Origin of the sequence: Listeria cornellensis FSL F6-0969 (assembly GCF_000525855.1) — a bacterium.
Lineage (GTDB): Bacteria > Bacillota > Bacilli > Lactobacillales > Listeriaceae > Listeria_A > Listeria_A cornellensis.
In genome coordinates, this window is record NZ_AODE01000015.1 from 1 (window position 1) to 12,828 (window position 12,828).

Sequence of the window (12,828 nt, forward strand, 5' to 3'; positions counted from 1 at the left end):
TGAGCGGGCCGTTTTCAGCTTTGTTGTGGGTCTTAGGAAATGTTCTGTATTTCCTTAGAGCCTCAATATGAGTGCGAACATAGGGAGCATTCGTTCCTCGCACTGCGTCATGCTTCGCGCCTCCGGATCCAGCTTCAACGGCCACCTCCTCGAAAACTTCACGCCCTCCATAAAAAGCAAGAGCGGCTTTTTTATTGCGGCCACTCCAGTTTTTTTTTTTCGGAGCTGAACGGGCCGTTTTCAGCTTTGTTGTGGGTCTTAGGAAATGTTCTGTATTTCCTTAGAGCCTCAATATGAGTGCGAACATAGGGAGCATTCGTTCCTCGCACTGCGTCATGCTTCGCGCCTCCGGATCTAGCTTCAACGGCCACCTCCTCGAAAACTTCACGCCCTCCATAAAAAGCAAGAGCGGCTTTTTACTGCGGCCACTCCAGTTTTTTTCGGAGCGAGCGGGCCGTTTCAGCTTTTCGTTGTCATTGGTCAAAATAAGACAAATTACTCGGCTTTTCACAGAATCCGTGTTATGATACTCTAGAAAAATCACGAAAAAGGATGGTGACAGGTATGATTTTAGTCATCGATGTTGGGAATACGAACATCACAATCGGTGTATACGAAGGCAAGGAACTACGCAAGCATTGGCGAATGACTACGGATCGTCACCGTACATCAGATGAACTCGGCATGATGGTTCTAGATTTTTTTTCAGTATGGTGGTATTTCTGCAAAGGTTATCGATGGAATCATTATTTCTTCTGTCGTACCACCGATTATGCATTCTCTGGAAGCGATGTGCTTTAAATATTTTGAAATTACGCCGCTTGTTGTTGGGCCGGGTATTAAAACGGGGCTGAATTTACAGGTGGATAACCCACGGGAAGTTGGTGCTGATAGAATCGTCAACGCTGTGGCTGTCATTGAAGAATACGGCGTGCCAGCCATTATCGTGGATTTTGGAACAGCGACTACGTTTTGCTATATCGACGAGAAATCGCGCTATCACGGTGGAGCCATTGCGCCGGGTATCATGATTTCAACGGAAGCACTCTACAATCGTGCCGCCAAACTTCCCCGTGTAGACATCACAGAAGCGCCCAAAGTCATTGGTAAAAGTACCGTCACATCGATGCAAGCAGGTATTTACTACGGCTTTATTGGCCAATTTGAAGGCATTGTCAAAGCGATGAAAGAGCAGACAAACGCAGAGCCGATGATCGTGGCAACTGGCGGTCTTGCAAGGCTCATCAGCGGCAAATCAGAAATAACCGATATCGTGGATCCATTTTTAACATTAAAAGGGTTGCGAATCTTGTATGAACGAAATCAATAAACAATAAAGGAGTTAATTTTAATGAGCGATTATTTAGTAAAAGCATTAGCGTACGGCGGAAATGTCCGTGCATACGCTGCGATAACAACAGAAGCAATCGGTGAAGCCCAACGCAGACACGACACATGGTCCATCTCATCCGCCGCACTTGGCAGATCGATGACGGCAACGCTTTTCTTAGGTGCTATGCAAAAAGAAGATCAAAAAGTAACAGTCAAAATTGAAGGAAATGGCCCAGTCGGTCCTATCATCACGGATAGCAATACGCAAGGTCAGATTCGCGGCTATGTTACCAATCCTCACGTCCACTTTAGTGAGCTAAACGAATTTGGTAAATTGGACGTTCGTCGCGGTGTCGGAACAGAAGGCTCGCTTGCAGTAGTAAAAGATATTGGCATGCGCACCAATTTTACAGGACAAGTTCCAATTGTTTCAGGAGAAATAGGCGAAGATTACACGTACTACTTAGCTAAATCCGAACAAATCAATTCTTCTCTAGGCGTAGGCGTGCTCGTGAATCCAGATGATACAATCGCGGCAGCAGGCGGTTTCATGTTGCAACTACTACCAGGAGCAGACGACGCAATCATTGATGAAATTGAAAAAAACTTAAAAGAATGCCCAACGATTTCGCGTTTAATTGAATCTGGCGAAACTCCAGAACAAATTTTAGCGAGATTAGCAGGCGGGGAAGAAAAACTTCAAATTCTTGAAAAAATGCCAGTAACGTTCGAATGTAACTGCTCTAAAGAACGCTTTGGCTCAGCGATTCTATCTCTTGGGAAATCAGAAATTCGCCAAATGATTGAAGAAGATCACGGCGCAGAAGCAGAATGTCATTTTTGCCGAAATAAATATCACTTCGACGAATCTGAATTAGAAGTATTTTACGAAGACGCAAAATAAGTATGTAGAAGGTATCCTGAGTTCTGGGGGTACCTTTTAAATTTGACAAAAGTGGTCGGAATTGATTACAGTAGAAGAAAGAACTATGAAGGAGTGTTGAGAAAATGAAAATTGCAAACTCAATTACAGACTTAATCGGGAAGACACCAATCGTGAAATTAAACAGATTACCCGAGGCTGGTAGTGCAGACGTATACGTGAAGCTAGAATTCCAAAATCCAGGTGGTAGTGTCAAAGATCGTATTGCAAACGCGATGATTGAAGACGCGGAACAATCGGGTGCGTTGAAACCAGGCGATACTATCATTGAACCTACGAGTGGGAATACAGGTATTGGTCTTGCGATGGTAGCAGCCGCTAAAGGATACCGCGCTATTTTTGTAATGCCGGAAACGATGAGCGTGGAGCGTCGCAAACTTTTACAAGCATATGGTGCAGAATTAGTGCTGACACCGGGTCCGGACGGGATGAAAGGTGCGATTGCCAAAGCTGACGAACTTGCAAAAGAACATGGCTATTTCGTTCCCCAACAATTCCACAATCCCGCTAACCCAGCGATTCACGAACGCACAACAGGACCAGAAATCGTGGAAGCGTTCGGTAAAGATGGCTTAGACGCATTTATCGCAGGCGTAGGAACTGGTGGCACTGTATCAGGAGCAGGGCACGTACTTAAGAAAAACTACCCAGACATTAAAATTTACGCATTAGAACCAGAAGAATCCGCAGTACTTTCAGGTGATTCACCATCTCCACATAAAATCCAAGGAATTGGCGCTGGATTCGTACCAGACACATTAGATACAAAAGTATACGACGGAATTCTCAAAGTTTCCAGTGAAGACGCATTAGAAACAGCTCGTGAAGTTGCTAAAAAAGAAGGCATCCTAGTAGGTATTTCATCAGGAGCAACGATATTTGCAGCGCTGAACTTAGCTAAAGAACTAGGCGCAGGGAAAAAAAGTATTAGCCATAGTGGCGAGTAATGGAGAACGTTACCTGAGCACAGCGCTTTACAATTTCGAATAATCTCATCGACTTCTAACAAAAAACACAGTGAAATTTCGCTAGGATACGATATTATAGTACTTGTAAGACCACAACAAATAAGTCGATTTCCGTTACTTCCTCGTGATGGAAAGAAGGAACCAACGTGCCACCAACGCGTTGGTTTTTTGTTTATGCTCTTATGAAGCATCCTTTGCTGAATTAGAGCAACGATATGCATGAGAGCGAAACGAGCAAGTAATCCATCAGTGGGTTAAGACACCAAACTCAGAACGACCAGTTAGCAAACTTGATGAACCTCAATCGACATGAAAACAAAAAAAGACGCCGTAGCGTCTTTTCCCCCTAACTATAAACGTGTACTTAAAATAATTGGTCCTTTCGGAGTCTGACTATTATTATCCGGCTCAATCGTAATTGCCACCGTATCAAACTTCGCGTTCGCAGGAATGGAGTGAATCACACCGCCATGCCCATCGTCATTTGCTATAAAAGTCCCAGCCCGCGTCGGTTTCCCGTCAAGCAGTAACCAAACCTGATAACATTCAGCACCACTCAATCGATTCAAATCTCGAGCTTGGATCACCAACGTATTTTGCGACCCCTTCTGAATTAATGAAGCCGTCGCGCTAGCCGTCACATTTTCAGAAGCTTGCAAGGCCTTTGATTTTTTCGTAACATCCGTATCCTCCGTCGCCTGTTTCGTATCCTGATCACGCGTCGCGATTACATAGAAGTTGCCCGCCAATGAAATAATCAACGCAGCAACCAAACTAGGAATCACCCAGCGCCGTTTCCGTTTAGGTACAACATTCGTGATTTCCACCACATTGGGCGTCACCGTCTCCTGCTCCTGTGCAAACACATTCCCTAAAACGCGATCCTTCATACCCTCAGGAGGAGTTACAGATTCAGATAAGTAAGGTAAATCAGCCATCAAAGCCTCAAGCTCCTGAACTTCCGCCTTCAGTTCCGGCAACCGTTCCATCGCCGCCTCAAAATCTAACCGCGCGTCCGCACTCAAATCCCCATTGATATAATCCAAAACCTGTACGCTATAATTACGCTCGCTCATCCAAATCCCTCCTCTCTCCATTTGTATTCAGCGTCGTTCGCAAATGTTGCAACGCCAGCCGTAGCCTTCCCTTCACAGTCCCAAGTGGTATACCGAAATGGTCCGCGATTTTTTGCTGAGAATAGCCGTTAAAATAAAACAAGTGAATCATTTCCTGCTGATTTTCTTTCAAGTGCCCGATAGCTTGCTTCAAAATCTCTTTTTTCTCCTTCCATTCCAATATTTCATCCGGTGTCGGTTCATCATCCGCGAGTTTTTCCCGTTCCTCTTGCAGTTCATAAGGGACTTCTTTCTGTTTGCGCATGAGGTCAATGCTGAGATTTCGCGTCACGGTCAATAACCACGAAGCAAATTTCCCTTTCAGAGGATCATATAAACCAGGTTTCACCCACAGCTTCATAAAAACCTCCTGCACAACTTCCTCCGCCTGCTCTTTGTTTCCCGTCATTCGATACGCAAAAGAAAACACTAATTTGTGATACTGATTATAGATTTCCTCCAGCGCCGATTTATCGCCTTGCCCAATACGTTCATAAAGGACAGCATCATTTTCAGGCATATTCATCCCCCTTTTCTCCAAGGTAATACTAGAATAGCACATTCTTTGGAAAAAAGTCCTTCTATAGAAACTAACGAACGAAAAACCGCTTTGGATCAGAAAATAAAATAATTTTAAAAAAAAGTGATCCATTTCCAAATTCGATTCGTAAGCTATATGTAAAACAAATCAAAAGGAGTGGGAAAAATGAAAATGAAAAAATGGTTAGCACCAGTATTGGGTTTGGTATTAATAGTTTCACCAGCAACGGGGGCATATGCGGCAGAAACAACACCAACAGTTAAAACACCTGCATCTGATTTGAGAGCTACACTCGATTACTTACTATCGGAACACTACGCATTAGCAGTGGACACGATGATTAAAACATACGACGGCAATAAAGCAGCGCCAGAAGCCGCAAAAGCACTAGATCAAAACGCAAAAGACATGGAACCAGCAATCGCGTCCATCTATGGTGAAGAAGGCGGAAAACAATTCGAGGCAATTTTCGCACCACATAACGCAGCAACAGACGATTACGCACAAGCAGTAAAAGATGGCGATAAAGCAGCCCAAGACGCAGCAACAAAAGAAGTAGACAAATTCGTAAATGATATGGCATCCTTCCTATCCACAGCAACGGGCGGTAAACTACCAGAAGCAGACGCAAAACAAGCTTTAGCAGAGCATGAAGCCGACGTCCAACAAGTATTTGACCAATATGTAGCAAAAGATTACGAAGGAGCCTATAAAACATATTTAGCAGGCTTTGAACAAATTTTCGGTGCGGGAAAAGCAATTTCAGGAGCTATCGTAGCGCAAAATCCAGATAAATTCGACAACACAAAACCAGATTCAGCCGCAGCAGACTTACGTTCAGCACTAACAATGCTTGGAAGCGAACATTTCGCACTAGCAACGTTAAGCATGGAAAAAGGCTATGACGGCGATCCAGACTACGATTACGTAAACTGGGCGCAAGATCAAAACACAGCCGCATTCAAAGCCGCATTCACATCGATTTACGGCGCAGATGCAGGTAACCAGTTCGAAAAAATCTGGACTACAAACCATATCAATGCCCAAGCCGACCTAGCCGCAGCAACAGCAGCCAAAAATTACTGATAACGAACAAAAAGATAAAACAAGACTCACCAACACATTTGCCAATGACTTCGGTAATTTTCTTGCAACAGCAACAGATGGGAATCTTCCGGCCAAAGATGCTATCGCTGCGGTAACGCAACACGAAACAACCGTAACAGACACATTCGACAAATACGTTTCTGGAGACTACGCTGGTTCATATGCATCATACCGCGAAGGTTATAAATTGATGTCAGGGATTGGTGAAAACCTTGGTGGCGCAATCGTTACTCAATTCCCAGATAAATTCAGCGACACAATGCCAACAAGCATGCCTAACACAGGAATGGGCGGTGGCGAACAAACGAATAATAACCTAGCTATCTGGATCAGCCTCAGCGCTATCATCCTTGCTGGAGCAGGATTCATTATTTTTCGCCAACAAAAGAAACAACACCGCCAATAAAATGAGGTGAAATCGATGAAAACCTTTCTAACTAGTATCACTGCAATCGTAGCGATTATAATCTTGGCATTCGCGCTGCATCCATTCGCAACGGAAAACGAGCCTGCGATTCAAGTCAAACACGATGAACAACCCACAAAAGGGAAAATGACAAGCTGGATCGCCGAGTTTCCAATCTATGCAAACCAACAGCGAGAAATCGATGCTATCCGAACCACAAAACAGAAAAAACAAACAGGCATTATCCCAGCTCGGATTGAAATCCCAGCGATTCAAGTCGATGCGACAGTGATACAAGTTGGAAAAACCGCCAATGGTCAAATGGAAGTACCAAACAATACCATCGAAACAGGCTGGTATAATCCAGGTTATAAACCAGGAAGCCAAGGAAATGCGGTTATCGCAGGACATGTAGACAGTAAAAAAGGACCCGCCGTATTTTTCTATTTAAAAGAGCTCCAAGCCGGCGATAAAATTTTCTTGATAGATAAAGTGGGTAGAAAGCTAACGTTCACAGTGCAAGCCAAAAAGAGCTATTTAGCCGAAAAAGCCCCGATTAATCAGATATTTGGCTCATCGACAAATCACTTGTTGAATTTGATTACATGTACAGGAACATTTGATTATGAGCGACGAACACATATCGACAGGCTCGTAGTGACGGCGGAACTAGTAAACGATAGCGCGATGAAAAAAGAAATCCCGAAAGCGCCAACTAATGTGAAACGCTCAAGTGATTCAATTACATGGTACGCGAATCGGTCACCGGATGTTATTGGCTACCGAATCTATCAAGTGACGGATCAGAAAAGAGTAAAGCTAGCGAGTGTGTCGGCTAATGAGAGGAAGAGCGTTATTGTCAAAAGGGATAAAGGAAAGCGATTTGTTATTGTTTCTGTGAATAGTGAAGGCGTAGCGTCGGGGGATTCTATGAGTGTGGAGTGATGGTAGCTTATGTTACGTCCTCCCTTCCGTAAAAGTTAAGAGAGGCCTTTCACTGCGACTTTTCCAGTTTTCAGGTTCTAAACGAGTCGTTTCAGCTTTTCGATCAGATCCAGCTTCAACGGTCAGCCCCTCGAAAACTTCATGGCCTCTATAAAAAGCAAGAGAGGCTTTTTACTGCACCCCTTCCAGTTTTTTTCGGTACTGAATGGTCCGTTTCAGCTTTTTTATATTTTCTCATCAATTTCTAACGCAAACCTCACTAAAATTTTGCTTTAGAAGGGTATTATATATTTATAAGCTAATAACAAGCAAAACCAAGTTTCATTTTTTCCCTTTTTAAAATGAAAACTTAACACTCCCTTTTTGACCAGCGTGGTTACTCCCTTTTCCGCGCTGGTTTTTTGTTGCGTTCTAAAGGCAATGTGGGTCTTGAATTGGAAAGATTCATGCTATACTAATATAAAAAAGAGGTGATTTTGTTGAGTAAACTATGGCAAACAGCGCATCCTACAATGATTATGGGAATCTTGAATGTCACGCCGGATTCTTTTTCGGATGGTGGAAATTACATAACCGAACAACAAGTGAAAGACAAAGCTATTCAAATGGTCCAAGATGGCGCTACGATTATCGATATCGGCGGGGAATCAACAAGGCCTGGGTACCGTGAAATTCCGGTCGACGAGGAGTTGGCACGCGTTATCCCTGCAATCAAAGCTGTTCGTGAGGCATTGCCGGATGTTTGGATCTCGATTGATACGTGGAAATCAGAAGTGGCCATTGCTACAATCGAAGCAGGTGCAGACATTATTAACGACCAATGGGGCGCAAAAAGAGATCCTGAAATAGCCAGAGTAGCCGCTGCCTTTGCGACGCCAATCATTTTAATGCATAACCGAACCAATCGCGATTATGATAATTATTTTGAAAATGTAAAACAAGACTTACAAGCGAGCATTGACATCGCAAAACAAGCTGGCGTTCCAAACCATCATATCTTACTAGATCCAGGTTTCGGCTTTGTCAAAACACCAGCGCAGAATCTTGAAGTTTTGCGAAGGATCGATGAAATAGTAGCCCTAGGTCATGAAGTTTTGCTAGGAACGAGTCGCAAGTCGACCATTGGCCTAGTTCTAGATCTGCCTGCCGATGAACGTATGGAGGGAACCGGTGCGACAGTGGTATATGGACAAGTAAAAGGCTGCACGATTTTCCGAGTACACGATGTGAAACCGATAGCGCGCATGATTACGATGACAGACGCAATTCTAGGTAATACCGAGGCGCCAACTAATTAAGGGGGAATTTTTAAAATGGATAAAATTTATTTAAATAAACTAGCTTTTTACGGATATCACGGCGTTATGCCAGAAGAAAATACATTAGGCCAAACATTCATCGTCTCGCTCACGCTGGGTTTATCCACGGAAAAAGCGGGGAAAAGTGATGAAGTAAGCGACACCGTCAGTTATGCAGAAGTATACGAAACGGTAAAGGAAATCACAGAAAAACGACGATTCCAACTAATCGAGGCGCTCGCAGAAACAATAGCGACAGAAGTTTTAGCAGGATATCCTCTATTAAAAGAAATCACCGTCAAAGTCATCAAGCCGAATCCGCCAATTCCAGGGCACTATCACTCCGTAGCGGTAGAAATAACACGTACAAGGAGTGTCGAAATTGCATAAAGCCTATTTATCAATCGGCACAAACATCGGAAATCGCCAAGAAAATCTAGAAAAGGCCCTAAAAGCGCTACAAACTGAGTCAGGAATAACCATCGAAAGCGTCTCCAGCGTATACGAAACCGACCCAGTTGGCTTCGAAGACCAAGAAGCATTCCTAAACATTGCCGTAACTATTCAAACAACATTAGATCCAGAAACCCTTTTACAAAAAGGCTTAGCAATCGAGTCCGAACTAGGCCGCGTCCGCCTTATTCGCTGGGGCCCGCGTCTCATCGACATCGACTTACTTCTATATGATGGCGTTACCCAACAAACGAAAACTCTCGAACTACCACATCCAAGAATGACGGAGCGAGCATTCGTCATGATTCCGCTACAAGAAATCGCGCCAGCCATCGCAGAACCACTTTTGCAAGAAGAAGTCTTAATAGATCAAGGCATCCACAAGACAGACATCCAATTAGACTGGTAAAATAGACACTTGCGCTTTTTACGAGATATGTTACCATAACAATACTGTTTCAAAAGGAGAAAACAAACCGCTGACATCATGGATCACGTATCCCGGCGGTTATTCTATTTCAAGAAAGAAGGAACATTTTTATGTGGAAAATTGGCAATGTACCCATTAAGAATAGAGTCGTCGTCGCACCGATGGCAGGAATCTCGAATTCCGCGTTCCGTCTAACGGTCAAAGAATTCGGCGCCGGACTTGTGTGTTGCGAGATGATAAGCGATAAGGGGATCGTGCAACGTAACGCCAAAACACTCAACATGCTCTACATCGATGAAAAAAGAAAAAACCGCTAAGCTTACAAGTTTCTGGCGGTGAAAAAAATACATTAGTAGAAGCCGCAAAATTCGTGTCAGAAAACACGACCGCCGACATCATCGACATCAACATGGGTTGCCCAGTCAATAAAATCATCAAATGTGAAGCGGGCGCCAAGTGGCTTCTAAATCCCGATAAAGTATACGACATGGTTGCCGCCGTAGTAGATGCAGTCGATAAACCAGTCACTGTGAAAATGCGTATTGGTTGGGATGCTGAGCACGTGTTTGCCGTCGAAAACGCCCAAGCAGCAGAACGCGCAGGAGCAAGCGCTATCGCGATGCACGGTCGCACCCGCGTTCAAATGTATGAAGGTGAAGCAGACTGGAACGTCCTAGCCGAAGTCAAAAAGAATATTTCCATCCCGTTTATGGCAAATGGAGACGTCCAAACACCAGAAGACGCCAAAGCGATTCTTGAGCAAACCGGTGCAGATGGCGTCATGATTGGCCGAGCTGCCCTTGGGAATCCGTGGATGATTTACCGAACCGTGCACTATCTGGAAACCGGCGAACTACTCCCGGAACCAGAACCACGCGACAAAATCGAAACAGCCTTACTTCATTTACGCCGTCTCATTGCGATAAAAGGTGAAAAAATTGCCGTCCGCGAATTCCGTCAACACGCAGCATACTACCTAAAAGGGGCACGCGGAAGCACCCGAGCCAAAGTTGCTGCAAATCAAGCCGAAGAATACATCGAAATGGAAGCCATCTTAAGAGGATTCGTATTTCAATATGAAGAAAAGAGCTTAGCGAAACAATAAAGCCAGAGATTCCAGGTCTAATTTTTCAATCCGAAATTGTCTCATTACACCCAGAGGCAACTTTTTTTTAAATAAAACTAGAAAAGTCAACCCAATTGAGCGTATAATGAAACTATCTGTATAACTTGAAAAGAATAGGAGTGTCAAATATGTCCAACGAGAACCATGAAGAATTAAACGACCAGCTAATCGTTCGTCGTGAAAAACTAGATACACTAAGAGCGGAAGGCGTAGATCCATTCGGCGCAAAATTCGTCCGCACGATCAGCCCGGAAGAAATCGTAACTCAATATGAAGGTAAAACAAAAGAAGAACTAGAAGAAGCGGCGATAGAAGTTACCGTTGCTGGACGTATCATGACCAAACGTGTAAAAGGAAAAGTAGGTTTCACGCATATTCAAGATCGTTTCCACCAAGTTCAAATTTATATTCGTAAAGATGGCGTTGGAGAAGAAGTTTATGACATTTTCAAACTAGCAGATTTAGGCGATATTGTAGGCGTCAAAGGAACGATTTTTCTAACAAATACAGGCGAACTATCCGTAAAAGCGACAGAATTCACAATGCTAAGCAAATCATTGCGCCCGTTACCAGACAAGTTTCATGGATTAAAAGACGTAGAACAACGCTACCGTCAACGCTACTTGGATTTAATCACCAATTCTGAAAGCCAACAACGTTTCGTGATGCGTAGCAAAATCATGCAATACACACGTAACTACCTAGACAACATTGGCTATCTGGAAGTCGAAACCCCAGTTCTGCACACAATTGCAGGAGGAGCGGCGGCGAAACCATTCATAACGCACCACAACGCGCTAGACATGCAACTATATCTCCGCATTGCGCTAGAATTACATCTAAAACGCCTTATAGTAGGTGGAATGGACAAAGTATATGAAATCGGACGCGTATTCCGTAACGAAGGTGTCTCCACTCGACACAATCCAGAGTTCACCATGTTAGAAACATACGCAGCCTTCGAAAATTTTGAAGATATCATGGAACTAGTAGAAGGTCTCATCTCAACGGTATGCCAAAAATTACATGGTACCACTGTCATCACATATGGCGAAGAACAAATCGATCTAACTCCGAATTGGGCACGTCTACATATGGTAGATGCCGTAAAACAATATGCAGGTGTAGATTTCTGGGACGTTCAAACAACAGAAGAAGCCCAAGCACTAGCAAAAGAACATAATGTCCCGATAACCAAACACATGACGTACGGGCATATCCTTAATGAGTTTTTTGAAGTATTCGTCGAAGAGAAGCTGATTCAGCCAACATTTATCTATGGACATCCAATAGAAATATCTCCGCTAGCTAAAACGAATAAAGACGATGCTCGATTCACGGATCGTTTCGAAGTATTCATAGTAGGTCGTGAGCACGGTAACGCCTTCTCAGAATTAAACGACCCAATTGATCAACGCCAACGCTTCGAGGCTCAAGTCTCAGAACGTGAACATGGTAATGATGAAGCGCATAGCATGGACGAAGAGTTCTTAGAAGCATTAGAATACGGTCTCCCACCAACTGGAGGACTAGGAATAGGAATGGATAGGTTGGTAATGCTGTTAACCAATGCACCATCTATCAGAGATGTTCTATTATTTCCGACCATGAAACCAAGAGATTAACCGGAAAAATCGCGTTTTTGATAGCTATCGAAAACGCGATTTTTTATCAGAAAAAGAGCTTTTGAAAAAATTTTTTTAAAATGTGAACTTTTTTTGTCAAATAAGCTTGCCAAGGTCTCGAAAACGTGATATATTAGTAATCGTTCCAGCAAACAGATAAAAGCAACTAAGAGTCAAAAATGTTTTTTTTGAAAAAAAGTTCTTGACAAACATCGCTAGGAAGTGTAAGATATAAGAGTTGCTGCTAAATGAGTTTAGCGCTTCTGAAATGACCTTTGAAAACTGAACAGAAACAAAGATAAAACCAATAGAGACAGAGATGTTTCTAGGTAAGAATCGCAGGGCGGAAATAGAAAGCTATTTCTAAAAGTAATACTAGTAAAGTAATTTGCTAGCGAAGTCATTTTGACGCAAGGATCTTATTCACGGTGTTGAATAAGTATTCAGATTCATCTTTATTTTAAAGAGAGTTTGATCCTGGCTCAGGACGAACGCTGGCGGCGTGCCTAATACATGCAAGTCGAAACGAACCGAACGAA

10 protein-coding genes, 1 rRNA gene and 3 pseudogenes are annotated in these 12,828 nt (G+C 43.4%); 12 read left to right on the plus strand and 2 right to left on the minus strand.

Annotated features, from left to right (window positions below; all coding sequences use genetic code 11):
• Positions 1–564 precede the first annotated feature (564 nt).
• From PCORN_RS06855 to cysK, 3 genes and pseudogenes are all read left to right on the plus strand, one after another.
• Positions 565–1,330: pseudogene (locus tag PCORN_RS06855) on the plus strand (type III pantothenate kinase).
• A gap of 21 nt (positions 1,331–1,351) precedes the next feature.
• Entirely contained in the window at positions 1,352–2,236 is an 885-nt protein-coding gene (gene hslO / locus PCORN_RS06860) for an Hsp33 family molecular chaperone HslO (RefSeq protein WP_036078794.1), read from the plus strand.
• A 104-nt stretch (positions 2,237–2,340) separates the two neighbouring features.
• Positions 2,341–3,265: pseudogene (gene cysK / locus PCORN_RS06865) on the plus strand (cysteine synthase A).
• A 328-nt stretch (positions 3,266–3,593) separates the two neighbouring features.
• Here cysK and PCORN_RS06870 read toward each other — a convergent pair.
• Both PCORN_RS06870 and PCORN_RS06875 read right to left on the minus strand, forming a co-directional pair.
• Entirely contained in the window at positions 3,594–4,319 is a 726-nt protein-coding gene (locus tag PCORN_RS06870; RefSeq protein WP_036078796.1) for an anti-sigma factor, read from the minus strand.
• On the minus strand, positions 4,306–4,878 hold the full coding sequence (locus PCORN_RS06875) for an RNA polymerase sigma factor (RefSeq protein ID WP_036078798.1): 573 nt from the start codon (positions 4,876–4,878) through the stop codon (positions 4,306–4,308). Before PCORN_RS06875 ends, PCORN_RS06870 begins: the two co-directional genes overlap by 14 nt.
• Before the next feature lie 186 nt (positions 4,879–5,064).
• Here PCORN_RS06875 and PCORN_RS06880 point away from each other — a divergent pair, with 186 nt between their 5' ends.
• From PCORN_RS06880 to PCORN_RS06915, 9 genes and pseudogenes are all read left to right on the plus strand, one after another.
• A complete protein-coding gene (locus PCORN_RS06880) occupies positions 5,065–5,985 on the plus strand; it encodes a hypothetical protein (protein ID WP_241433107.1) in 921 nt (306 codons plus the stop codon).
• Positions 5,986–6,196: 211 nt separating this feature from the next.
• Entirely contained in the window at positions 6,197–6,412 is a 216-nt protein-coding gene (locus tag PCORN_RS20175) for a hypothetical protein (protein WP_241433108.1), read from the plus strand.
• Positions 6,413–6,427: 15 nt separating this feature from the next.
• Complete coding sequence (locus PCORN_RS06885) at positions 6,428–7,357, plus strand: class F sortase (RefSeq protein ID WP_051999306.1); 930 nt, start codon at positions 6,428–6,430, stop codon at positions 7,355–7,357.
• Positions 7,358–7,869: 512 nt separating this feature from the next.
• A complete protein-coding gene (folP, locus tag PCORN_RS06890) occupies positions 7,870–8,655 on the plus strand; it encodes a dihydropteroate synthase (protein WP_036078809.1) in 786 nt (261 codons plus the stop codon).
• A 15-nt stretch (positions 8,656–8,670) separates the two neighbouring features.
• Positions 8,671–9,045, plus strand: a complete 375-nt coding sequence (gene folB, locus PCORN_RS06895; protein WP_036078800.1) for a dihydroneopterin aldolase — start codon at positions 8,671–8,673, stop codon at positions 9,043–9,045.
• A complete protein-coding gene (gene folK / locus PCORN_RS06900) occupies positions 9,038–9,517 on the plus strand; it encodes a 2-amino-4-hydroxy-6-hydroxymethyldihydropteridine diphosphokinase (RefSeq protein WP_036078802.1) in 480 nt (159 codons plus the stop codon). Before folB ends, folK begins: the two co-directional genes overlap by 8 nt.
• 131 nt (positions 9,518–9,648) lie before the next feature.
• Positions 9,649–10,643 (plus strand): annotated as a pseudogene (gene dusB / locus PCORN_RS06905) (tRNA dihydrouridine synthase DusB).
• Between the two features lie 149 nt (positions 10,644–10,792).
• Complete coding sequence (lysS, locus tag PCORN_RS06910) at positions 10,793–12,289, plus strand: lysine--tRNA ligase (protein ID WP_036078804.1); 1,497 nt, start codon at positions 10,793–10,795, stop codon at positions 12,287–12,289.
• A gap of 459 nt (positions 12,290–12,748) precedes the next feature.
• A 16S ribosomal RNA gene (locus tag PCORN_RS06915) occupies positions 12,749–12,828 on the plus strand; the annotation flags it as partial.

Bases quoted from the DNA above. Each gene is read 5' to 3' on its own strand.
- hslO (WP_036078794.1), top strand. From the start codon at position 1,352: ATGAGCGATTATTTAGTAAAAGCATTAGCGTACGGCGGAAATGTCCGT.
- PCORN_RS06870 (WP_036078796.1), bottom strand. From the start codon at position 4,319: ATGAGCGAGCGTAATTATAGCGTACAGGTTTTGGATTATATCAATGGG.
- PCORN_RS06875 (WP_036078798.1), bottom strand. From the start codon at position 4,878: ATGCCTGAAAATGATGCTGTCCTTTATGAACGTATTGGGCAAGGCGAT.
- PCORN_RS06880 (WP_241433107.1), top strand. From the start codon at position 5,065: ATGAAAATGAAAAAATGGTTAGCACCAGTATTGGGTTTGGTATTAATA.
- PCORN_RS20175 (WP_241433108.1), top strand. From the start codon at position 6,197: ATGTCAGGGATTGGTGAAAACCTTGGTGGCGCAATCGTTACTCAATTC.
- PCORN_RS06885 (WP_051999306.1), top strand. From the start codon at position 6,428: ATGAAAACCTTTCTAACTAGTATCACTGCAATCGTAGCGATTATAATC.
- folP (WP_036078809.1), top strand. From the start codon at position 7,870: ATGATTATGGGAATCTTGAATGTCACGCCGGATTCTTTTTCGGATGGT.
- folB (WP_036078800.1), top strand. From the start codon at position 8,671: ATGGATAAAATTTATTTAAATAAACTAGCTTTTTACGGATATCACGGC.
- lysS (WP_036078804.1), top strand. From the start codon at position 10,793: ATGTCCAACGAGAACCATGAAGAATTAAACGACCAGCTAATCGTTCGT.